This window comes from Stappia taiwanensis, from assembly GCF_014635285.1.
Taxonomy (GTDB): domain Bacteria; phylum Pseudomonadota; class Alphaproteobacteria; order Rhizobiales; family Stappiaceae; genus Stappia; species Stappia taiwanensis.
The window spans coordinates 754,766-776,880 of the sequence record NZ_BMCR01000002.1 but is presented as its reverse complement, the minus strand read 5'-3'; the positions used below and the strand labels follow the sequence as shown (position 1 = coordinate 776,880).

General features: G+C 64.7%; 23 protein-coding genes. 18 read left to right on the top strand and 5 right to left on the bottom strand.

Features of this window, described 5'->3' with window-relative positions:
- Nucleotides 1–36: 36 nt before the first annotated feature.
- The gene (locus tag IEV83_RS07385; RefSeq protein ID WP_181761934.1) at nt 37–231 is read left to right on the top strand and encodes an integrase core domain-containing protein; all 195 of its coding nucleotides are present in this window, start codon (nt 37–39) and stop codon (nt 229–231) included.
- On the opposite strand, the gene IEV83_RS07380 is transcribed toward IEV83_RS07385, so the two are convergent.
- The gene (locus IEV83_RS07380; protein WP_244628086.1) at nt 226–1,323 is read right to left on the bottom strand and encodes a ShlB/FhaC/HecB family hemolysin secretion/activation protein; all 1,098 of its coding nucleotides are present in this window, start codon (nt 1,321–1,323) and stop codon (nt 226–228) included. The two genes, IEV83_RS07385 and IEV83_RS07380, sit on opposite strands and share 6 nt — an antisense overlap.
- 280 nt (nt 1,324–1,603) lie before the next feature.
- On the opposite strand from IEV83_RS07380, the gene IEV83_RS07375 reads away from it, so the two are divergent.
- Complete coding sequence (locus tag IEV83_RS07375) at nt 1,604–2,545, top strand: hybrid sensor histidine kinase/response regulator (protein ID WP_244628085.1); 942 nt, start codon at nt 1,604–1,606, stop codon at nt 2,543–2,545.
- Nucleotides 2,518–2,730, top strand: coding sequence for a helix-turn-helix domain-containing protein (locus IEV83_RS07370; RefSeq protein ID WP_181761939.1), 213 nt, complete (start codon nt 2,518–2,520; stop codon nt 2,728–2,730). The genes IEV83_RS07375 and IEV83_RS07370 overlap by 28 nt, the downstream gene beginning before the upstream one ends.
- A 289-nt stretch (nt 2,731–3,019) precedes the next feature.
- Here IEV83_RS07370 and IEV83_RS07365 read toward each other — a convergent pair whose 3' ends face one another.
- Nucleotides 3,020–3,367: an ankyrin repeat domain-containing protein gene (locus IEV83_RS07365; RefSeq protein WP_181761933.1), complete on the bottom strand. Its 348-nt coding sequence runs from the start codon at nt 3,365–3,367 to the stop codon at nt 3,020–3,022.
- 239 nt (nt 3,368–3,606) lie between these two features.
- Between IEV83_RS07365 and IEV83_RS07360 the strand changes: the two genes are divergently transcribed.
- Together IEV83_RS07360 and IEV83_RS07355 are read left to right on the top strand one after the other, a co-directional pair.
- Nucleotides 3,607–4,311, top strand: a complete 705-nt coding sequence (locus IEV83_RS07360; protein WP_181761932.1) for a GntR family transcriptional regulator — start codon at nt 3,607–3,609, stop codon at nt 4,309–4,311.
- Nucleotides 4,312–4,489: 178 nt separating this feature from the next.
- Complete coding sequence (locus IEV83_RS07355) at nt 4,490–5,452, top strand: dihydrodipicolinate synthase family protein (protein WP_181761931.1); 963 nt, start codon at nt 4,490–4,492, stop codon at nt 5,450–5,452.
- A gap of 60 nt (nt 5,453–5,512) precedes the next feature.
- Here IEV83_RS07355 and IEV83_RS07350 read toward each other — a convergent pair whose 3' ends face one another.
- Nucleotides 5,513–6,541, bottom strand: coding sequence for an Ldh family oxidoreductase (locus tag IEV83_RS07350; protein WP_181761930.1), 1,029 nt, complete (start codon nt 6,539–6,541; stop codon nt 5,513–5,515).
- Between the two features lie 150 nt (nt 6,542–6,691).
- Here IEV83_RS07350 and IEV83_RS07345 point away from each other — a divergent pair, with 150 nt between their 5' ends.
- From IEV83_RS07345 to IEV83_RS07290, 12 genes are all read left to right on the top strand, one after another.
- Nucleotides 6,692–8,209, top strand: coding sequence for an aldehyde dehydrogenase (NADP(+)) (locus tag IEV83_RS07345; RefSeq protein ID WP_181761929.1), 1,518 nt, complete (start codon nt 6,692–6,694; stop codon nt 8,207–8,209).
- Between the two features lie 232 nt (nt 8,210–8,441).
- Nucleotides 8,442–9,503 (top strand): TRAP transporter substrate-binding protein DctP, encoded by a 1,062-nt coding sequence (gene dctP, locus IEV83_RS07340; protein WP_181761928.1) that lies wholly within the window; start codon nt 8,442–8,444, stop codon nt 9,501–9,503.
- Nucleotides 9,504–9,519: 16 nt separating this feature from the next.
- On the top strand, nt 9,520–10,041 hold the full coding sequence (locus IEV83_RS07335) for a TRAP transporter small permease subunit (RefSeq protein ID WP_181761927.1): 522 nt from the start codon (nt 9,520–9,522) through the stop codon (nt 10,039–10,041).
- A 1-nt stretch (nt 10,042) separates the two neighbouring features.
- Entirely contained in the window at nt 10,043–11,356 is a 1,314-nt protein-coding gene (locus tag IEV83_RS07330) for a TRAP transporter large permease (protein ID WP_181761926.1), read from the top strand.
- A gap of 134 nt (nt 11,357–11,490) precedes the next feature.
- On the top strand, nt 11,491–12,300 hold the full coding sequence (locus tag IEV83_RS07325; RefSeq protein ID WP_181761925.1) for an ABC transporter substrate-binding protein: 810 nt from the start codon (nt 11,491–11,493) through the stop codon (nt 12,298–12,300).
- 60 nt (nt 12,301–12,360) lie between these two features.
- The gene (locus tag IEV83_RS07320; RefSeq protein WP_181761924.1) at nt 12,361–13,026 is read left to right on the top strand and encodes an amino acid ABC transporter permease; all 666 of its coding nucleotides are present in this window, start codon (nt 12,361–12,363) and stop codon (nt 13,024–13,026) included.
- 13 nt (nt 13,027–13,039) lie between these two features.
- Nucleotides 13,040–13,693, top strand: a complete 654-nt coding sequence (locus IEV83_RS07315; protein WP_181761923.1) for an amino acid ABC transporter permease — start codon at nt 13,040–13,042, stop codon at nt 13,691–13,693.
- Nucleotides 13,686–14,408, top strand: coding sequence for an amino acid ABC transporter ATP-binding protein (locus IEV83_RS07310; protein ID WP_181761922.1), 723 nt, complete (start codon nt 13,686–13,688; stop codon nt 14,406–14,408). The genes IEV83_RS07315 and IEV83_RS07310 overlap by 8 nt, the downstream gene beginning before the upstream one ends.
- The gene (locus tag IEV83_RS07305) at nt 14,408–15,634 is read left to right on the top strand and encodes an NAD(P)/FAD-dependent oxidoreductase (protein WP_181761921.1); all 1,227 of its coding nucleotides are present in this window, start codon (nt 14,408–14,410) and stop codon (nt 15,632–15,634) included. Before IEV83_RS07310 ends, IEV83_RS07305 begins: the two co-directional genes overlap by 1 nt.
- 36 nt (nt 15,635–15,670) lie before the next feature.
- Nucleotides 15,671–16,672, top strand: a complete 1,002-nt coding sequence (locus IEV83_RS07300; protein WP_181761920.1) for a 4-hydroxyproline epimerase — start codon at nt 15,671–15,673, stop codon at nt 16,670–16,672.
- Entirely contained in the window at nt 16,653–18,362 is a 1,710-nt protein-coding gene (gene lhpI / locus IEV83_RS07295; RefSeq protein ID WP_209003015.1) for a cis-3-hydroxy-L-proline dehydratase, read from the top strand. The genes IEV83_RS07300 and lhpI overlap by 20 nt, the downstream gene beginning before the upstream one ends.
- A 25-nt stretch (nt 18,363–18,387) precedes the next feature.
- A complete protein-coding gene (locus IEV83_RS07290; RefSeq protein ID WP_181761918.1) occupies nt 18,388–19,416 on the top strand; it encodes a trans-3-hydroxy-L-proline dehydratase in 1,029 nt (342 codons plus the stop codon).
- An 83-nt stretch (nt 19,417–19,499) separates the two neighbouring features.
- On the opposite strand, the gene IEV83_RS07285 is transcribed toward IEV83_RS07290, so the two are convergent.
- The gene (locus IEV83_RS07285) at nt 19,500–20,063 is read right to left on the bottom strand and encodes a TetR/AcrR family transcriptional regulator (protein ID WP_181761937.1); all 564 of its coding nucleotides are present in this window, start codon (nt 20,061–20,063) and stop codon (nt 19,500–19,502) included.
- Nucleotides 20,064–20,364: 301 nt separating this feature from the next.
- On the opposite strand from IEV83_RS07285, the gene IEV83_RS07280 reads away from it, so the two are divergent.
- The gene (locus IEV83_RS07280; RefSeq protein WP_181761917.1) at nt 20,365–20,829 is read left to right on the top strand and encodes a nuclear transport factor 2 family protein; all 465 of its coding nucleotides are present in this window, start codon (nt 20,365–20,367) and stop codon (nt 20,827–20,829) included.
- Nucleotides 20,830–20,940: 111 nt separating this feature from the next.
- On the opposite strand, the gene IEV83_RS07275 is transcribed toward IEV83_RS07280, so the two are convergent.
- Nucleotides 20,941–21,996 (bottom strand): helix-turn-helix transcriptional regulator, encoded by a 1,056-nt coding sequence (locus tag IEV83_RS07275; protein WP_181761916.1) that lies wholly within the window; start codon nt 21,994–21,996, stop codon nt 20,941–20,943.
- Between the last annotated feature and the right edge of the window lie 119 nt (nt 21,997–22,115).

Here is a 22,115-nt window from a genome sequence, read left to right as displayed (position 1 = left end):
GAGCGTCCCTGTCGTGGAAGGGATAGTCCAGGTCCGGTGACCTGCTCCCCTGAATGTACCCGATTTTGGGTTAGCCTGTTCCGCAACTACCGACATGCCCGCGAGATCATCGAAAAATGGAGGATCGACTACAACCTGAACCGACCCCACACGAGCCTCGACGGGCTCACCCCGAACGAGTTTGCAACCCGGTCACGAATGGACCACAACGTGAACGGCGCTAGCCTATGAACGGGTACATTCAGGGGAGCAGGTCACGGGCAACCGGCCAGCCAGCGGCGCGACGGAGGGCAGGCGGAGTTCGTTGCGCCAGATCACGCCGCTGTCCACGCTGGCATCGTCGTAATTGTAACCGCGCACCGCGTATCTGCCGCCGAGCGAAATCCGCTCCGTGTCGGGCAGGACTTGCCCGGCCAGGGTTCCGGACAGGGAACTGATCCAGGAAAATCGGGCCGGCAGGGCGGTCGCCCGGCTGATATCGGCGGCCAGATAGGCGTAGTTGACGGACTGAACGCGGCCGTTGGTAAAGATCTGCCAGGTATCGGCGGCATTGCCCTGAAGGACACCTCCGGGATTGGCCTTCACCCTGAGATCGATCGCCGTGCGGCCATAGGGATCGTCGACGGTGTGGCTCCAGCCGAGCACCAGCTGGAAGATATTCGCGGCGCTCTTGCCGACTTCAATCCCATTGAAATAGGTGCTCCGCTCCAGGCGCTTGACTTCGATGCCTCCGTAGATATCGCCCCAATAGTGGCCCGGAAGAAGGTTGGAGACCGCCGACCGGTAGATCACCGGCAGCTCATAGGTGGTGTTTTCGAAGGCGAAGAACCTGTTGGGGGTCTCGCGCGTGGCAACGACCGCAGGCGCGATTTCCAGGCTCTGGCGGGCAAAGGTCGGGATGGTGAGCCGGCCGGCATGGGCGATGTAAGAGGGATAGTCCCCCTTCGTCGGGATGACGATCCCAGGATCGCTCCAGATGTCGTCGCTCGCCGTCATCTGATAGGAGACCCAGGGGCCACCGGGCAGCGGCAGGCGGGCGTTGGCGCCGAGAAAATAGCGATCGCGTCCCGTGTCCCGGGAGCCGAAGTTGGACCAGCCCGCGAAGACCTGCCAGGGTTTCCACTCTTTCACCGTAACCTGAAGGTCGCTGAGCGTGGCTTCCTCGCCCGGACGGAACACGCTGTCCGCACGGCGGTAGGGCGAGCGGTTCAGCCAGCCAAGATCCTCTTCCAGCGCGCGTGCATCGATGCGCTCCCCCGGGACAACGCGGACGCGGGAGCGGATCCCGTCCGCCTCCTCCACCGGAATGCCTTGAACCGTCACCTTGCCAGACTTGAACTCGATGACCCTGACCTGCAGGACGCCGCGCGTGAGTTCCTGGGGTGGCAGTGTGACAGAGACGAACGGATAGCCCGCAGGGGCACATGTTCATCGTGGGGTTCTTTTTCTGCCTCATCTTCATGGTGGGCATGCGCCTTTCCATGGCCTGCGCGACCGCAACGCCGCGCTGGCACGGGAGGTTTCCCTGCGGCGCCAACTGGAGCGGGACCTGTCGGCCAGCCTGGAAGGGGAAAAGACCGCCTGGCAGGAACAGCGCCAGCTGATGCGCATGGTCAGCCACGAATTCCGCACCCCGGTTGCCGCGATCCGGTACGCAAGCGACATGCTGGCGCTGATGTTGGACCGCCCCCAGGAAGCCGTTGCCAAACGTCTGCACGGGATCGATGATGCCGTTTCCCGCATGACCATGCTGATCGACCGCTTTCTTGCCAGTGAACGCCATGAAAAGGGGGTTCTGAAGATAGAACCGGTGAATTTTCCGGCATTGGCGGAGGACGTTCAGCGGCATTTTGATCATTCGGGTCTCGGCAACCGTCTCCTGTTTCGGGATATCGCCTGTGTACCGGACTATTGGGCGGACCTCGAAATGCTGCGTACCGGGATTGTCAATCTCGTCGATAACGCGCTCAAATATTCTCCTGAAGACAGCATGGTCGAAATTGCCATGACCGTGCATGCGGAGCAGATCGTCATCGATGTGGCGGACCGCGGCATCGGTATTCCGGAACGCGATAGAAACCAGATCGGCAGCCGTTTCTACCGCGCCTCGAATACAGGCGGGAAGGGGGGCAGCGGGCTCGGGCTGCACGCCTGCCGGCAACTCGTCGGGTATCACATGGGACGGCTTGAGCTTCGCGCGAGAGACGGCGGCGGCACGCACGCATCTCCCTGCCGCGGCCAGGTCTCCGGCACCCGGCCGGATGTGGTGATCCTCGACATCTCGCTGCCCGATGGAAACGGCTTTGACCTCGCAAAGGCCCTCAGGGCCAAGTTCAATTGCGGCATCATCATGCTGACCGCCCATGGGGATACCGAAAGCCGGGTCCGGGGGGCGATAGCGGCGCAGACATTCACCTCGTCAAACACACGAGCCTTCGGGAAATTCTGGCAGCGATCCAGAGCCTGCTGCGCCGGCTGCCCGGCAACGAAGAAGACGGCGGCGGAGGCTCCGGATGGGTGCTCGACAATGCCTCCTGGAAGCTGATGCCCCCGGACGGCATGGCCATCAAGCTGGCCGCCACCGAAAAGGCCTTTCTCGAGACCCTGGTGGCGAATTCCGGTGCCACCTGCACCCGGGAAGATCTCGCCCGCTCTCTGTCCAGCCGCCAGACCCAGTTCGATAACCGGCACCTGGACGCCGTCGTCAGTCGCCTGCGGCGCAAGATCTAGGAGCACACCGGTGCCGAGCCGCCCATCAAGTCTGTCTATGGCGTGGGATATTCCTTCAGTGCCGCCTGCAAGGTCGACAGCCTTTGATTGAAAGCGACGCGCAGGCGGTGAATGTACGCGTTCGTGCAAGGTCCCTGAAAACATGAACGACCGGGTTGGGGCGCGAGGGCGTCGCTCAGGCGATGGCTGATCCAAAGAGTGCGCGTTCTCGGCCATCGTCTCGCTCGGGTATGTACGGTCCGGCCTATCGGTCCTCTTCGCTGACTTCTGACGCCCCGCGGGCTCCGGATCAGGGGCGCAGCTCTTTTCCGCCGCGATCGGACAGCATCTTGGCGATCTCGTCGTTGCCATTGGCCTTGGCGCGCACCAGCGGCGAATAGCCTTCGAAATCCCGTGCGTTGACGTCGGCGCCATTGTCCAGAAGGAATTTGGCGATGTCGGTGTTGCCGACCATACTGGCCAGGTGCAAGGGCGTGTAGCCATCGATCTTGGCGCTGATCAGCGACGGATCCTTCTGCATCGCCTGAATGGCTTTGTCGTTGGTCCCCGACCAGATCAGCTCGTTCAGGGTGCTGTCCGCAGCCATAACAGGGCCGGAAAGGCCGACGATGAGCAGAAGCGCCGAAACAAGTTTCATTGTTGTCTCCAGAGTAAGCGAGGGGCGTATCCTATTGCCCATCGACGTCTGGTGGAAATGCAACAAACCGCTTTCCACCGGTTGATTGGTCCGAGAGGGGGGAGGCGATATCTCAGGCTTGGCAGGCTGATGGTGTTCGTCCTACGTGGCCCTCTTGGCGACGCGTGGCGATTGAATCCCTTGACGATTGAACGCTTGACGACCAAACAGTATTTTTCTTGTGTGCAAAAGGAACGGTTATGTCCGACATCGCCACGCGCAAACCCAAGGAGCGCAAGCGCGGCTCCGGCGTGCAGTTCGTCTACAATGTGCTGCGTGACGAGATCCTGGATCTGGCGCTGGCGCCGGGCAGCCCGATCGACGAGATTCAACTGGCCGAGCGGCTGTCGATGTCGCGCACGCCCATTCGCGAGGCGCTCGTGCGGCTGGCGGCCGAAGGGTTGGTCACAACCTTGCCCAATCGGTCTACCGTCGTCGCCAATATTGACTTTCTGAACCTGCACACGTTTTTCGATGCGATCACCCTGATGTATCGCGTCACCACGCGGCTGGCGGCACTGCATCACCAGCCAGGCGATCTCGTGGTGATCCGGGCGCGTCAGGCGGAGTTCGCCAAGGCGGTCGAGGATCAGGATGCGCTGGCGATGATCGCCACCAACCGCGAGTTCCATGCGGCCATCGCCGCAGCGGCCCGCAATCCCTATTACGAGAGCCTGTTCCTGCGCCTGCTCGATGAAGGACGCCGGCTGCTGCGCCTCTATTATTCGGCCTTCAACGACCGGCTGCCGCAGCAATATGTGATCGAGCATGAAGACATGATCACCGCAATTGCCGAGCGCGACGTGGAGAAGGCGGACAAGCTCGCCAGCGAACACGCCGATCAGATCGTTGCGCAGATCCGCAACATGATTGCCCGCGACCACCGGCAGCAGATCGCCCTTTAACAGCAGCCGGGCTTCGGCGCGCGCCCCTTGCGAACGGGAAATCGCCTTTGCGAAAACCATGCGTGGAATTTATGTCGACAAAAAAAATACAAATGGTATTTTGATATCGACCCGTTCGGGAAAAGGTGCGGTCGAACGGTGCGCGCCGCACGAGATCACGCATGCCAAGGAGACCAGCATGAGCAATGACATTTTCACGGGCTGCATTCCCGCTCTGATGACCCCGTGCAAGGCCGACCGGAGCCCGGATTTCGATGCGCTGGTGCGCAAGGGCAAGGAGCTGATCGCGGCCGGCATGAGCGCGGTCGTCTACTGCGGGTCGATGGGCGACTGGCCGCTGTTGACCGATGAGCAGCGCATGGAAGGGGTCGCGCGGCTGGTGCAGGCCGGCGTTCCGGTGATTGTCGGCACTGGTGCGGTGAACACGGCCAAGGCAGTGGCCCACGCCGCCCATGCGGCCGAGGTCGGCGCCCATGGCCTGATGGTGATCCCGCGGGTCCTGTCGCGCGGCACGTCGGTTGCCGCCCAGCGCAATCATTTTAAGGCGATTCTTTCGGCAGCGCCCGAACTGCCGGCGGTGATCTACAACAGCCCCTACTATGGCTTTGCCACCCGGGCCGACCTGTTCTTCTCCTTGCGTGCGGAACACCCCAATCTGGTGGGCTTCAAGGAGTTCGGCGGGGCCGACGATCTGCGCTATGCGGCGGAGACCATCACCAGCGGCGATGAGGCGATCAAGCTGATGATCGGTGTGGACACCACGGTCTATCACGGGTTCGTCAATTGTGGCGCCACCGGTGCCATCACGGGCATTGGCAACGTGATCCCGAAGGAGGTGCTGCACCTTGTGGCTTTGAGCAAGGCAGCCGCCGCGGGCGATGCCGATGCGCGTCAGCGCGCGGCGGAGCTCGATGCGGCGCTGCACGTGTTGTCGTCCTTCGATGAGGGCGCCGACCTTGTGCTCTATTACAAGTACATGATGGTGCTGAACGGCGACGAGGAATACCGCCTGCATTTCAACGAGACCGATGCGTTGTCCGACAGCCAGCGCGGCTATGTGGAAGCGCAGTATCGTCTGTTCCGCACCTGGTACGCGGACTGGAGCAAGCTGCCCGGCGCGGTGGCGAAATACGCCGCCTGAGGTCCAAGGCTTCGCCCTCCCGGTCCTCCGGGAGGGCTTTTTCTTTTTGAAGGAGGCGGTTCAGACCGCCTCCAACCCCAGATCGCGCAGCCGGTGGAGCAGGGCCATTTCGTCGGCGCTGAGCCGGATGCCTTCGCTGCGCGCCCTGGCGCGGGCCTGGAAGCGGCGCTGGGAGGGCAGGCGGGCGCCCTGGCCAAGCAGAGCTTCGAACAGCGTTTCGGCGCGGGCCATCGGATCGCCCGCGCGCCCTTGCGCAAAGCGGGCGGGATCGAAGGCGAGAATCAGCTCGCCATGGGCCGGCACCAGCGTCGTGGTGCCTAGGGCCTCAAGCGCTTCGGGACTGGTCAGGTCACCGATCATCACACCGGCCAGCAGCTCGATCATCATCGAGATCGCCGATCCCTTGTGCCCGCCGAAGGGCAGCATCGCCCCGGCCAGAGCGGCCTCCGGGTCGGTGGTCGGCGCGCCGCTGGCGTCGATGGCCCAGCCTTCGGGCAGCCTGGTACCGGCGCGGCGGTGCAGCTCGATCTCGCCGCGTGCGGCCACACTGGTGGCGAAGTCGAACACATACGGGTCGGCGTTGCGGCGCGGCCAGCCGAAGGCGAAGGGGTTGGTGCCCAGCAGGGGGGCGCTGCCCCCGGCCGGGGCGACGCTTGCGTAGCTCGGGCACATGGCCATGGCCGCAAGCCCCTGGTCGGTCAGAGCCTCGATCTCGGGCCAGAGGGCGGAGAAATGGGTGCAGTCATTGATGACAAGCGCGGCCAGACCCAGCGCACGGGCCTTTTCCGCCAGCACCGGAGCGCCCAGCTCGAATGCTGCGCAGGAAAATCCGCCCTTTGCGTCGACACGCAGGATCGCACTACCGTCGCGCGTCAGCTCCGGCTGTGCATCGGCAATGACTTTGCCGGCCTTGAGCGTGCGCAGGCAGCCCTCGATCCGGTAGATGCCATGGGATTTGCAGGCATCGCGCTCTCCGGCAACGATCACCCGGGTCAGCGCATCGGCATGCAAGGGGGAGAGGCCCGCCTTGCGCAGGATTTCCCCGACGAGCCGTTCAAGCTCATCAAGGGTCAGGGTGGTCTCGCTCATGAAACGTCCTTTCGGTCTGCAAATGGGTTGCAATCTTGCATACATAATGTATGCAGTTAGCGATGGATGCAAGCGGCGGAATGGCAGTATGCCGTGCCTTGTGACTGCGCCGCCGATGGCCTGGAACCCACAGCAAGAAGGAGGGGATACATGCCCTTCACTCCCCACGGAAAACATCTGATCGCGGGCGAATGGATCGCCAGCGGCGAGACTTTCGAATCCGCTCCGGCCAACGGCCTCGCGCATCGCTTCAGCGTCGGCACGGTGGAGCTTGTGGATCGCGCGGTGCGGGCGGCCGAGGCGGCCTTCGAGACCTATGCGCATTCCTCCCGGCAAGACCGCGCCGTCTTTCTGGAGACCATTGCCGATGAGATTGAGGCTCGCGGTGCCGAGATCACGGAGATCGGCACCCAGGAGAGCGGTCTTCCTGCCGCGCGCCTCGAAGGAGAGCGCGGCCGGACCGCCGGTCAGCTTCGCCTGTTCGCCGCACATATCCGCAAGGGCGATTATCTCGACCGGCGGTATGGCGCGGCGCTGCCGGAGCGGCAGCCGTTGCCGCGCCCCGAACTGGTGATGGTGCAGCGGCCGATTGGGCCCGTCGCGGTCTTCGGCGCGTCGAACTTCCCGCTGGCCTTTTCCACCGCCGGCGGCGATACGGCGGCGGCGCTGGCGGCTGGCTGCCCGGTGGTGGTCCGGGGGCATTCGGCGCATCCGGGCACAGGCGAGATCGTTGCCGAGGCGATCAAGGCAGCGGTTGAGAAGTGCGGTATGCCGACCGGGGTGTTTTCGCTGATTCAGGGAGGCGATAACAGCGTCGGACAGGCGCTGGTGCAGCATCCGCTCATCAAGGCGGTGGGGTTCACCGGAAGTCTGGCCGGCGGCCGCGCGCTGTTCGATCTGTGCGCCGCCCGTCCCGAGCCGATTCCCTTCTTCGGCGAACTGGGCTCGGTCAATCCGATGTTCCTGATGCCGCAGGCGGCAGAGGCGCGTGGTCCGGAGATCGGCCGGGGCTGGGCCGGGTCCCTGACCATGGGCGCGGGGCAGTTCTGTACCAATCCGGGCATTGCCGTTGTCATTGACGGCAAGGAGGCTGATGCGTTCGTCGCTGCCGCCGCCGAGGCACTGGCGCAGGTCGAGGCTCAGGTGATGCTGACCGACGGCATCGCCGGCGCGTTCTGCGACGGGCGCGAGCGGATCGCGCAAAGCGGCGCCGTGCGTCCGGTGACGGTGGGCATTGCCGAAGGCCGCGCCGCTGCGCCGGCCCTGTTCGAGACCTCGGCTGCCGAATTCGGTGAGAACCCGCTCCTGCATCAGGAGGTCTTCGGGCCGCTGGGGCTGGTGGTGCGAGCCACCTCGGCGGACGAGGTCATGGACATCGCCCGGGGGCTGGAGGGACAGCTCACGGTGACGCTGCACATGGACGACGGGGATACCGAGGCGGCTCAGGCGCTGCTGCCGGTTCTGGAACGCAAGGCCGGCCGTCTGCTGGTCAACGGCTTTCCCACCGGGGTCGAGGTGGCCGATGCGATGGTGCATGGCGGTCCCTATCCGGCCAGCACGAATTTTGGCGCGACCAGTGTCGGCACCTTGTCGATCCGGCGGTTCCTCCGCCCGGTCTGCTACCAGAACATGCCTGCGGCGCTGCTTCCCGAGGATGCGCGCGGCTGACATCAGTGACCACGGTTTACCCCGTCTGATCGCGGCGCGCAGGATCCTGCGCGCCGCGTTTTCGTTGAGGGCACTGAGACGCATGCCGCAGGGCAAGGAGAGGGTGTGTGAAGTGTTGTCGAGATTTGAATATTTTTTTTGTCGACATAGAGAATAGAGTTTGTATAAATTTTGAGCGCAAAATGGGTGACGCTCAGGCGGTGCCTTCAGGAACATCAAAGGAGGAGTTGATATGTTTCTTGGTCTCAAGCGGCTGGCGCTGGCCGGCGCGGTGGCACTTGTCGCCACGGGTGCGCAGGCCCAGGACGTGACCTGGCGGGTGCCGACCTCGGTGCCGGAAGGCTCGCCCTTTTACGTGAACTTTCTTGAGCGTTTCGCCAGCAATGTGGATCTTCTGACCGATGGGGCTGTCGAGATCCAGCCGTTCGGTGCGGGTATTCTGGTGCCGGCGCTGCAGGTCTATGACGGGGTCAAGGACGGCATTGTCGAGGCGGGCCATTCCACGCCGAGCTACCTGGTCAACCAGGATCCGGTGAATGCGATTTTCGCCGGCTTTCCCGGCGGCATGGGGCCGGAGGCCTATTCGACCTGGATCTTCCAGGGGGGCGGTAAGGAGAAGCTGGCCGAACTTCGCGCCGAGGAAGGGCTGAAGTCGCTGGTCGTCGGCATCGGATCGTCCGAGATCATGGCCCATGCCAACACGCCGATCAGCAAGGCCGAGGATCTCAAGGGGCTGAAATACCGCACCTCCGGTCCTTGGGCGGAAGTGATGCGCGATTACTTCGGCGCGGTTCCGACCGTTGTTCCGCCGGGAGAGATCTACACGCTGCTGGAGCGCAAGGGCGTCGACGCGATCGAGTGGGGCCCGCCCTCGGGCAACCTGCCGGAAGGCTTTCATGAGGCCGCGCCCTACATCGTGGTGCCGGGCGTGCACCAGCCGACCTTCCTGTGGGAAGTGGTCGTCAAGCAGGAGACCTGGGACGCGCTGGATGAGGCGGTCCAGGCTAAGGTCGAGGCTGCGGCCGAGCTCACCAGCCTGCAGTCGCTGGCCCATTTCTACGATCAGGACATGAAGGCGATGGCGACCTTGCGCGCCAGCAAGGCCGAGGTGATCGAGCTTGAGCCGGCGTTCCAGAAGCAGCTGACCGATGCCGGCCGGGACTGGATCCAGAAGACCGCCGAGGCGCAGAAGGCCGAGGGCAAGCCGCGGATGGCCGAAATCCTCGCCGAGTATCTTGCCTATGAGGATCGCTGGGCGGAGCAAAGCGGCTATCTGATCCGCAACTCCAAGTAAGATCCTGGAGGCGATCATGAAAAGCATTCTCCTCACCGTCGCGGATCGTATCTCCTCGGGGTTGAATGCCATCGCTCAGGCGATGGTGCTGATCCTGATCGCCTCCATGCTCTACGAAGTGGTGGCGCGCTATGTGTTTGGCGCGCCAACCCTCTGGGCGTTCGATGTCGCCTATATGAGCACCGGCGTGCTCTTCGTTCTGGGCGCGGCGCAGGTGCTGCGCGAGGACGCTCATGTGCGGATCGACTTCCTGTCCGCCTTGCTGCCGGCGCGGGTGCGCGGCGCGATCGACGGCCTGGCGTTCCTCGCGGTGCTCTGTCCCATCTTCACCTGGCTGGCGGTGATCGCCGGCCAGCGCGCCTGGCGCGCCTTTCAGACCGGCGAGGTCGAGCATGTCAGCCCCTGGGCGCCGTTGATGTGGCCCTTCTACAGCGCCCTGGCGATCGGGCTCGCGGCGCTGGCGCTGCAGATCCTGGCCGAGGGCTTGCGGGCTCTGGCGGCTCCGCGCAACGACGACAGCTTCAAGATCGAGACCTGACATGCTGATCGCAGGATTGATGTTTCCCGCGCTGTTCGTGTTGATCCTGCTGGGATTACCGATCGCGTTTTCCCTGGTGATCGTGGCGGTGGGGGCCGGGCTCGGCGCCTTCGGTCCCGTCGCCTTCAACCAGCTCTACGGCTCCTTCTACTCCGCCTCGACCAATTTCATCCTGTCGGCGATCCCCATGTTCATCCTGATGGGCGCGCTGCTGGAGCGCTCGGGCATTGCCGAGCGCCTGTTCCGCGTCATGAACCTGTGGCTGTCGCGGCTGCCCGGCGGGCTGGCGCTGGCCACCATCGCCATGGGGGCGATTTTCGCCGCCGCCGCCGGTGTGGTCGGCGCGGTCGAGGTGATGATCGGCATGATGGCGATCCCGGCGATGCAGAGGGCGCGCTACGGCAATCCGCTGATTGCCGGCACCATCTGCGCCGGCGGATCGCTGGGAACGATGATCCCGCCTTCGGTGATCGCGGTGATGTATGCCTCGCTGGCGCAGATGTCGGTGGGCAAGCTCTTGGCCGGCATGATGCTGCCCGGCCTGCTGATGGTGGGGTTGTTCCTCGCCTATATCTTCATTCACGGGCTCGTGTATCCGGCCCGGCCCGAGCCTGGCGAGGAGGCCGAGACGCCTGTGAGCCTCGGCGAAAAGCTGTGGTTGACCGTGACGGTGATGCTGCCGGTGGTGCTCCTGATCGTCGCCGTGCTGGGGTCGATCCTCGCCGGCGTGGCCTCGCCGACCGAGGCGGCGGCGGTGGGGGCGGCGGGCGCGCTGGCGCTGTGTATCCTCAATGGGCGGTTCTCGGTGGAGATGCTGCGCTCGTCGCTGGCGATCACCGTGCGGATTTCGGCAATGATCCTGTTGATCGTTGCCGCCGGGACCATGTTCATGGGCGCGTTCGCGGCCAATGGCGGCGCGCGGCTCATCCGCGACGTGATCGACGGGGCGGGGCTCGGCACCACCGGCATGATCGTCTTCTTCCTGGCGGTGGTGTTCATCCTCGGCTTCGTGCTGGACTGGACGGCCAACGTGTTGATCTGCGTGCCGCTTTTCACGCCCTTCATCCGGTCGGCCGGGGTCGACCCGGTGTGGTTCGCCACCCTGGTGATCATCGTGATCCAGACTGGCTATCTGACGCCGCCGATGGCCTCCTCGATCTTCTATCTGAAATCGATCGCGCCGCCGGGAATGACCTATGGACAGATGTGCCGCGGCGTGTTGCCCTTCATCGTGCTGCAGGTGTTGACCCTGGCCCTGGTGGCGAGCTTTCCGGCGCTGTCCACCTGGCTGCCCGAGAGGATCGTCGGGTTCTGATGCTGGCTATGTAAATTTTTTGCGTCGGCGATAAGTATACAAATTGTATTTTAGTTGAGTTTGTGATTGCCTGAACTGGTTTCCGGCGCACCGCGCTGCCGTGCGTCGGAAACCTTGGAACCTGGGAGAGAGACATGAACTTCAAGACCGTTGCAGGTGGCCTGATCGCTGCCACCCTCGTTGCCGGTACGGCGCAGGCCGACAAGCTGGACGACATCATCGCCTCGGGCACGCTGCGCTGCGCGGTGGTGCTCGATTTCCCGCCGATGGGATCGCGCGATGAGAACAACGAGCCGATCGGCTTCGATGTCGATTACTGCAGGGATCTGGCGAAGGTTCTCGGAGTGGAGGCCGAGATCGTCGAAACGCCGTTCCCCGACCGAATTCCCGCGCTGGTGTCGGGCCGCGCGGATGTGGGCGTGGCATCCACGTCGGATACGCTGGAGCGGGCCAAGACGGTCGGCTTCACCATTCCCTACTTCGCGTTCACCAATGTGGTGCTGACCAAGGAAGGCACGGGTGCCGATAGCTACGAATCGCTGAAGGGGCGCACGGTGGGGTCGGTTGCCGGCACCTATGAGGCGATTGCCCTGGAGAAGGACATCAAGGCCTGGGGCGAGGGCGGCAGCTTCCGTCCCTACCAGTCGCAGGCCGATGTGTTCCTCGCGCTGTCCCAGGGGCAGATCGAGGCCACGGTCGTCACCTCAACCGTTGCCTCGTCCATTGTCGAGAGCGGCCGCTACGAGGGGCTGACCATTGGCGGCGATGCGCCCTATCTGCCCGATTATGTGTCGCTGATCGCCCTGCGCAGCGAGTACGGCCTGCTGAACTATCTCGACCTGTTCATCAATCAGCAGGTCCGCACCGGCCGCTATCAGGAGCTCTACGAGAAGTGGGTCGGCGGCGCCGCACCGGATCTGACCGTCAACAAGGTCTACCGCTGATCCGGGAAAAGGGGGGGCAGCTGCCCCCCCGCCCAACGCGAGCCGATAGCGGGGCGCAGGATGTTTGAATACACCTTTCAATGGCGGCAGGCCTTTCGTGCGCTGCCGCAGATGCTGGACGGCGCTCTTGTCACGATGCAGATCGCCGTTCTGTCGATGGTGATCGGCGTAACCATCGCCGTGTTGCTGGCGGTGGCACGAAATGCCCATTCGCCCTGGCTGCGATGGCCGGCGACGGCCTGGGTCGAGGTGGCGCGCAACACGCCGGCGCTGTTCCAGATCTACATGGCGCATTTCGGCCTGGGGTCCTTCGGGATCTATCTCAGCCCCTATGTGGCGCTCCTGGCCGGGATCACCTTCAACAACGCCGGGTACCTTTGCGAGACCTTTCGCGGGGCCTTGCGGGCAATCCCCGCGACCCAGGTGCGTGCCGGCCGGTCGCTGGGCATGGGCCAGGTCATGGCGTTCCGTCTGATCGTCGTGCCGCAAATGTTCCGCATCGCCTTCCTGCCGACCACCAACCAGATGGTCTGGGCAATCCTGATGACCTCGCTCGGCGTCACCGTGGGTATGAGCACGGATCTGACCGGGGTGACGCAGGACCTCAATGCGCGCACCTTCCGTACCTTCGAGCTCTTCGCTCTGGCGGGAGCGCTCTACTACTGCATCGCCAAGGCGGTGATGTTCGCAGCGCGGCTCGCCGCCTGGCGTTTGTTCCGATACTGAGGGGGGAGAGGCGATGTTTGATACCGCTCTGAGTTTCAACGACCTTCTGTTCCTCCTCAAGGGTGCCGGAGTGACGCTGTCGGTCACCGCCTTCGCGGTGGTGGGCGGCACGGCACTGGGCCTTTTGTTCGGCGTCTTGCGCAGCCATGTCAGCCCCTGGGTGATGCTGCCGCTCACCTTCGTGCTGGATGTGTTCCGGTCGGTGCCGCTGCTGATCCAGCTGATCCTGGCCAACGCCTTTCAGGCGATTGCCGGCTTGCAGTTCTCCCCCTTCGTCACCTCCTGCATCGTGCTGGCGCTGTACACCTCGGCCTATTGCACGGAGATCGTGCGCGGCGCCATCGAGGCGGTGCCGCCGGTGACGCGCCGGGCGGCGCGGTCGCTGGGGCTGACCTGGGGGCAGGACATGACGCAGATCGTCTTCCCGATGGCGCTGCGCGTCGGCCTGCCGAGCTGGATCGGCCTCACGCTCGGCGTGATGAAGGACAGCGCGCTGGTCTTGTGGCTGGGCATCATCGAGCTGCTGCGTGCCAGCCAGATCCTCGTGACGCGCCTGCAGGAGCCGATGTTCATCCTCCTGATTGCCGGCGCGATCTATTTCGCCCTGAGTTTTCCCATTGCCCGGCTTGGCGGTCGGCTGGAGAAAAGGTGGCAAGAGAATGATTGAGATCGAAAACGTGCACAAATCCTTCGGAGCTCTGGAAGTTCTGAAGGGCATCAACCTGACCGTCGACAAGGGCGAGGTGGTTTCGGTGATCGGCGGCTCGGGCTCGGGCAAGTCGACCCTTCTGACCTGCATCAACGGGCTGGAGCCGATCAACAGCGGCCGCATCCTCGTCGACGGCATCGAAGTTCATGCCAAGACCACCGATCTGAACAAGCTGCGCCGCAAGATCGGCATCGTGTTTCAGCAGTTCAACGCCTTTCCGCACCTGACCGTGCTGGAGAACGTGACGCTTGCACCCCGCAAGGTGAAGGGCCTGTCCCGGCAGGAGGCGGAAGAGATCGCCGTCAAGCATCTCACCCATGTGGGGCTTGCCGAAAAGCTGAATGTCTATCCCGGCCGGCTGTCGGGCGGTCAGCAGCAGCGCATGGCGATTGCCCGCGCCCTTGCCATGTCGCCCGACTACATGCTGTTCGACGAGGTGACATCGGCGCTCGATCCGCAGCTTGTGGGCGAGGTGCTGGACACGCTGAAGATGCTCGCCGACGAAGGCATGACCATGATCTGCGTCACCCATGAGATGAGCTTTGCCCGGGATGTGTCGAACCGGGTCGCGTTCTTCCACAAGGGGGTGATGGCCGAGATCGGTCCGCCTGAGCAGATCTTCGGCAATGCGCAGCATGAAGAGACGCGGAAATTCCTGTCGAGTGTCCGTTGATGGCGGCGCGGGAGGTGATTGTCGTCGGCGCCGGGGTCGTCGGTCTGTCCGTGGCGCTTGAAGCGCAGGCGCGGGGTCTGTCCGTGCGGGTGATTGACCGGGAGGGGCCGGCGGCCGGCGCTTCGGCGGGAAATGCGGGGGCCTTCGCCTTTTCCGACATCCTGCCGCTGGCCTCGCCGCGGATCATCCGGCAGGCGCCGAAATGGCTGCTCGACCCGCTTGGGCCGCTCAGCATCCGTCCGGCCTACGCCTTGCGCATCCTGCCCTGGATGTGGCGCTTCTGGCGGGCGAGCTGGCCGGCGCAGGTGCGCGCCTCGACGGCGGCGCAGACCGAGATGATGCGCGTTTCGCAGGCAACGCTCGAACCGTTCCTCGACCGGGCCGGGCTTGCCAACATGCTGCGCCGCGACGGCCAGTTGCAGGTCTATGAGGGCGAGCGGGAGTTCCGTGCCTCGCTGCCCGGCTGGCAGGCGCGTGAGAACGAGGGCATCGCCTTCCGCCACCTGAAGGGGGAGGAGATCGCGGATCTTCAGCCGGGCCTATCGCCGCGCTTCACCCATGCCACCTTCACTCCCGGCTGGCAGTCGATTGCCGATCCCAAGGACTATACGCTGGCGCTGGCCGAAAGGTTCCGTGCCGGGGGCGGCGAGATCGAGATCGCCGAGGCCGAGGCGCTGGTGCCGGGCGGGGTGAAGACGAGCGCCGGGGAGAGAGCCGGTCAGGTCGTTCTGGCGGCGGGCGCCTATTCGCATCGTCTGGCGCGCACCGCCGGGGTGCGCATCCCGCTTGAGACCGAGCGCGGCTACAACACCACCTTGCCCGCTGGCGCCTTCGATCTGCGCATGCAGGTGACCTTCGGCGGCCATGGGTTCGTCATTTCGCGGTTGAGCTCGGGGCTGCGGGTGGGCGGTGCGGTGGAGCTCGGCGGGCTCGATCTGCCACCGAACTACGCCCGTGCCGATGCCATGCTGAAGAAGGCAGCCGAGTTCCTGCCGGGGCTCGACATTTCCGGCGGGACCCAGTGGATGGGCTTCCGCCCCTCGCTGCCGGACACGCTGCCGGCCATCGGCCCCTTGCCCGGTCGGCCGGATGTGATCTGCGCCTTTGGCCATGGCCATCTGGGCCTGACCCAATCGACCGGCACGGCGGCCCTCGTTGCCGACCTGCTGACCGGGCAGGCGCCGGCCATTGACCTGACGCCGTTTTCTCCGGGGCGGTTTTCCTGAGGCCCGAATGCCCCAAGGCGTTGTTTTGAGGTGAAAATGACCCAGTACACCTTTCCCTGCATCGATGGGCATACCTGCGGCAATCCGGTGCGGCTCGTTACCGGCGGCGCGCCGATGCTGCGCGGTGCGACCATGCTGGAAAAGCGCGCGCATTTTCTGGCCGAATACGACTGGATTCGCACCGGCCTGATGTTCGAGCCGCGCGGCCATGACCAGATGTCGGGGGCAATCCTCTACCCGCCGACCCGCGAGGATTGCGACATCGCGGTGCTGTTCATCGAAACCTCGGGCTGTCTGCCCATGTGCGGGCATGGCACCATCGGCACCGTGACCATCGCCCTGGAAAACGGGCTGATCCGCCCGCAAACCCCGGGAACGCTCAGGCTGGAAACGCCGGCCGGACGGGTCGATGTGAGCTACAGGCAGGACGGCCGTTTCGTCGAGGAAGTGCGGCTGACGAATGTGCCGGGCTTCCTTTATGCCGAAGGGATGACCGCCGAGGTCGAGGGTTTGGGCGAGATTGCCGTCGATGTGGCCTATGGCGGCAATTTCTACGCAATCGTCGAGCCGCAGAAGAATTTCCGCGACATGGCAGATTTCTCCGCCTCGGAACTGATCGGGCTAAGCCCCAGGCTGCGCGCGGCGCTGAATGCGAAATACGAGTTCGTGCACCCCGAGCACTCGGCGATCAACGGTCTCAGTCACATTCTGTGGACCGGCACGCCGCGCGACGCGCAAGCCCACGCGCGCAATGCGGTCTTTTATGGCGACAAGGCCATCGACCGCTCGCCCTGCGGCACCGGCACCTCGGCGCGAATGGCGCAACTCGCCGCCAAGGGCAAGCTGAAGCCGGGGGACGATTTCGTCCATGAAAGCATCATCGGTTCGTTGTTTCGCGGCCGGGTCGAGGCGGCGACGGAGGTGGCGGGCCGTCCGGCCATCGTGCCGTCGATTGCCGGCTGGGCGCGGGTGACCGGCTTCAACACCATCTTCATTGACGAGCGCGATCCCTTCGCGCATGGCTTCGTCGTCACCTGAAAGGCAGATACCGATGGGCTCTCTGTTCGTTCCCGCCGAGGCCGAAGGGCCGGTGCTGGCCTTTTCCGAAGGCTTGAGCTTCTGGGGCGGTGTCGATCCGGCGACGGGCCGGGTGATCGATGCGCATCACCCGCTGTGTGGCCAGTCGCTGGCCGGCAAGGTGGTGATGATGCCCACCAGCCGGGGCTCCTGCACCGGCAGCGGCGTGCTGCTCGAACTGGCGCTGAACGGCCATGCGCCGGCAGCGCTGGTGTTTCGCGAGGCCGAGGACATCCTCACCCTCGGTGCGTTGATCGCCGGGCGCATGTTCGGCAAGCCGCTGGCGGTGGTGCGGCTGGCGCCGGAAGACTACGACGCGCTTGCCGCCGCCCCCAGCGCACGGATTCTTCCCGACCGGATCGAGGCCGGGGCGCTGTCCGTGCCGCTCGTTCCGCTCGATCCCACCAAACTGGCGCTGAGCGATGCCGATCGCGCCATGCTGGCCGGGGAGGAAGGCAAAGCCGTGCAGCTTGCCATGGAGATCATCTGCACCATGGCCGCCGGGCAGGGGGCGGACCGGCTCGCCGATGTCACGCGCGGCCATATCGACGGCTGCATCTACGCAAGCCCCGCCAATCTGCGCTTTGCCGAGGCGATGGTCGAATTGGGCGCACGGGTGCGCATCCCCACCACCATGAACGCCATTTCCGTCGATTTCGGCAACTGGCGCGCGCAGGGCGTGGCGCCGGACTTCGGCCAGCCGGCGGCGCGACTGGCACAGGCCTATGTGGACATGGGCGCCCGGCCCAGCTTCACCTGCGCGCCCTATCTGCTGCCCGAAGCCCCCTCGCGGGGCGAGGCGATTGCCTGGGCGGAATCGAACGCGGTGATCTATGCCAACAGCGTGCTGGGCGCGCGCAGCGTCAAGCACCCGGATTTTCTCGACCTGTGCATCGCCTTGACCGGGCGCGCGCCGTTGTCAGGGGTCTACGTGCAGGAAAATCGTGCCGCGCGGCGGGTGATCCATGTGGAGCTGCCGGAAGGAGCTGACGATGCGCTCTGGCCGATGCTGGGGTGGATGGCGGGGCAGCTTTCGCCGGACCGGATCCCGCTGCTGACCGGGCTGGAAGAGGCCGCTCCCTCCGAGGATGATCTGAAGGGGCTTTGCGCCGCTTTCGGCACCACATCGGCGGCGCCGATGCTGCACGTGGCCGGGGTGACCCCGGAAGCCGGCGAGGCAGTGGCCGCCGATGCCGATAGCACCCGCATCACCCGCGCTGATCTCGCCAACGTATGGCAGACCTTCAACCAGGGCGACGACCGGGTCGATCTCGTGGCCTTCGGCAGCCCGCATTTCTCGCTGGCCGAGTGCCGGGCACTGGCGCAGGCCCTGGACGGGCGGGTGCGCAATGCCGAGACGGCGGTGATCGTCACCCTGGGACAGGATGTGCTGGCCCGGGTGCGCGAGGAAGGGCTCCTTGCCCGGCTCGAAGCGGCCGGCGTGCAGGTGGTGGCGGATCTGTGCTGGTGTTCGATCTCCGAGCCGGTGTTCCCGCCCGAAGCCCGGGTGCTGATGACCAATTCCGGCAAATACGCCCATTACGCCCCGGGCCTGTGTGGCCGCGCGGTGCGCTTCGGCAGCCTGCGCGACTGCGCCGAGGCGGCGGTAAGCGGCCAAGCCTCCGCCGCGCTTCCCGCCTGGCTGGCCTGACAGACCACGATTGAGAGACGCCAAGATGCGAAGCAGCAAGACCGTACATGTGATTTCCGCCCATGCCGAAGGCGAGGTCGGCGACGTGATCGTCGGCGGTGTCACCCCGCCTCCGGGCGACACGCTCTGGGAGCAGAGCCGCTGGATCGCCAAGGACGAGACCTTGCGCAATTTCGTGCTCAACGAGCCGCGCGGCGGGGTGTTCCGCCATGTCAACCTGTTGGTGCCGCCGAAGGATCCGCGCGCCGATGCCGCCTTCATCATCATGGAGCCGGAGGACACCCCGCCGATGTCGGGGTCGAACTCGATCTGTGTGTCGACGGTGCTGCTCGACGGCGGCATCCTGCCGATGAGCGAACCGGTGACGGAACTGGTGCTGGAAGCGCCGGGCGGGCTGGTCAAGGTGCGGGCCGAATGCGCGGACGGCAAGGCGCAGCGGATTTTTGTTGAGAACCTGCCGAGTTTCGCCGCCGAACTCGATGCCTCGCTGGAGGTCGAGGGGCTCGGGACGCTCACCGTCGACACCGCCTATGGCGGTGACAGTTTCGTCTTCGTGGATGCGCAGGCGCTCGGCTTTGCGCTGACGCCGGACGAGGCCCATGACATGGCGCGGCTGGGGGTGAAGATCACCGCCGCGGCGAATGAGGCGCTGGGCTTTCACCACCCGGAAAACCCCGACTGGAAGCACATTTCCTTCTGTCTGTTCGCCGGTCCGGTCACCCGCGATGCCGAGGGTTTGCGCGCTGGCGCGGCGGTGGCGATCCGCCCGGGCAAGATCGACCGCTCGCCCACCGGTACGGCGCTGAGCGCGCGTATGGCGGTGCTGGCGGCGCGCGGACAGATGGGCCCTCAAGACCAACTGACGGCGGTCTCGCTGATCGGCTCGACCTTTACCGGGCGTATTCTCGGGGAAACCCGGGTGGGCGCGCTGCCGGCGATCCGCCCGCAGATTTCCGGGCGCGGTTGGGTCACCGGAATTCACCAGCACATGCTGGATCCAAGCGATCCCTGGCCGGAGGGCTATCGCCTGTCGGACACCTGGGGCGCGCGCTAGCGGCGGCGCCATAACCTTGTCCGCTTCGGTCCGGCCAGCGAACGGTTGTCTTGCGAGCAACCGCCCTGGCCGGGCAGGGGACCCTATTGACGGTGAGCTTCGATCAGTTGGATCGCCGCTGCCTTGGCATCTTGCGCCGGGTTCGCCGTATGGCCCAGATGGGCCGTGACCATCGCTCCTTCCTTCAAGAGAAGCAATTGCCGGGCGATCGCGTCGGCATCCCGCAGCTCCGCCTTCCGGGCGAGGTCGGTGATGTGGATTTCAAGCATCCGCTTGTGCTCGGCGGACTGCTTGTGAATGGGGTGGCTGGTGTCCTGATATTCAGAGGATGCCTTGATGAACATGCACCCCCTGTAGCCGGGCTCGGCGAACCATTCTTCCAGCGCGTCGAACATGGCAATCAGTTGCTGTCGCGGCGTCTCGGCCAATTCCTCCATCCGGCGATAGAGCCAGTTTCGAAAATGCTCGTCGCGCAGGCGCAGCACCGCGAGGATCAGATCCTCCTTGGTGCGAAAGTGCTTGTACATCGACGTTTTCGAAATACCGGTTTCGGCAGCCAGCATGTCCATGCCGGTCGCCTGAAAGCCGTTGCGATAGAACGCCTGTAGCGCCTGTTGAACCAGCTCGTCCCGTTTGGTTGGTCTCACGATACACCTGCCTTTGAAACTGATCGGTACATATTGACAAGCCGGTCGCGGTGCAAGGCTTAAAATTTTTCGTCGAAAAATCAGATGGATGAATGGCCTTCCCTCGTTTTTCAACGGGTCCTGGCGCTTCTCATGCTTGACTAAGTGAACTGATCGGTTCAGTTATTGAGGTGCTAAGTGTACCGATCGGTAAACTTAGCGTCGTCCGGTCACGGCGCGCAGGCATCCAACCGCCCGGCGTCCCACGTTCGGCCAGATGGCCGCAAGCGGGTCCAAATCGAACATGAAACAGGAGAAAATCATGAGCCGCCCCCCCCTTCCGCCCTTCACGAGGGAAACCGCAATCCAGAAGGTCCGTGCCGCCGAGGATGGCTGGAATTCTCGCGATCCGGCGAAAGTGGCGCAGGCCTACACGCCCGACAGCCTGTGGCGAAACCGGTCCGAGTTCCTCCAGGGGCGCGAGGCGATCGAAGCGTTTCTGACGCGGAAATGGGAAGGCGAGAGAGAGTATCGCCTTATCAAGGAACTCTGGGCCTTCACCGACAACCGCATTGCCGTGCGGTTTGCCTACGAGTGGTGCGACCTTGAGGGAAACTGGTTCCGCTCCTATGGCAACGAGAACTGGGAATTTGATGAAGACGGCCTGATGCGGTGGCGCCTTGCATCGATCAATGATCTGCCGATCAAGGAAGAGGATCGGGTGATGCGCTGGCCGATGGGGAGGCGACCCGACGATCATCCAGGCCTGTCCGACCTGGGGCTCTGATCCCCTTTGCCAATGGGGCCGGCGCGCGAGCGCCGGTCCGTGCCCGATATCCGGTGCCGTCCCGACGGCGCCGGCTCCTTCTTTCGCAAGGAGCGGGAGTGTGCCCTTTCCTCACTCCTCCTGGCCGGCCAGCGGTGTCATGCCCAGCACCGCCGCGCTGCTCAGCATCAGGCGCATCAGTTCGGTCTGGCGGCTGATGCCGCTCTTGGAAAAGATCGAGCGCAAATGGGTGCGCGCGGTGTTGCGGCTGATGTTCAGCGACTGGGCCGTTTCGTCGAGCGAAAGGCCCGAGGTCAGGCTGCAGGCGACCTCGGCTTCAGCGGCGGTCATGGCGAAGAGATTGCGCAGGATGGCGCGCTCCGGCTCGCCGCTGCGGTCCGGATCGCGGATCATGACGACAGTGGCAAAGCCACCGGGCGCTTCCGGCGCACAGCGCAGGCTGTGAACGATGAGGCCCAGCTCGCGCGCGCCCGAGGGGCGAGAGACCACCAGCGTTTGCGGCTGCTGCCGGGGAAGGCCCGCGGCTTGGTTCAGCTTGCCGCGAATGGCGGTTTGCAGCAGCCGGTTGTCGGCCGCATCGGCCGCCGCCAGCCCGCCGCGCATGAGCTGCAACCCGTCGCGGCTGTCGATCAACTCCTGGGCGACCCGCGTGGCATGGATCACCTTGCCTTGCGCATCGAGGAAGATGGCGCCGACGGCCAGCCGGTCGAGGGTGCTTGAATAGACGCTGCGTTCCTGCTCCGAGCGGTCGATCTGGGCGGCCAGCCGGTGGGCACGGCGGATGTGCCGCAACAGGTCCTGGGCAAGGTCCTGAAGAGAGGCCGGAAAGGGCGCGCCGTCATGGCTCGGGGTCAGATGCAGCCGGTAGTGATCCTCATGCGCGGCGCCGCATTCGGCGGTGATCCTGGCGCTGGTCGCGGCGAGCAGGGCGCCGCGCGTGTCCGTCCCCATCGCCATGTTGTCGGAGCCCCCTGCCGCGTTTGAGGAAAGGCAGCGGTGGCGAACGCTCGCCCCGCGCGTCTCGATCTCCAGCGTGACCTCCATCGCCCCGGTGGCGCCCCGCACCAGGTCGAGGCATTGGCGCAACGTGCCGCCGCCGGTGAGCGTGTCGTAGATGCGTTCGATGATATCCGCTGTTTCGGCGTTGCGCCGGACCGTGTCGAGCATGTCGGTTCCTCCCCGCGATGCAATGTCTGGTCGTCGGATCCTCCCGATACGAGCCAGCATTTTCACCATCATGACGATTAATCGACGTTGTGTCAATTAATCGGCTTGGCGTTGAATTT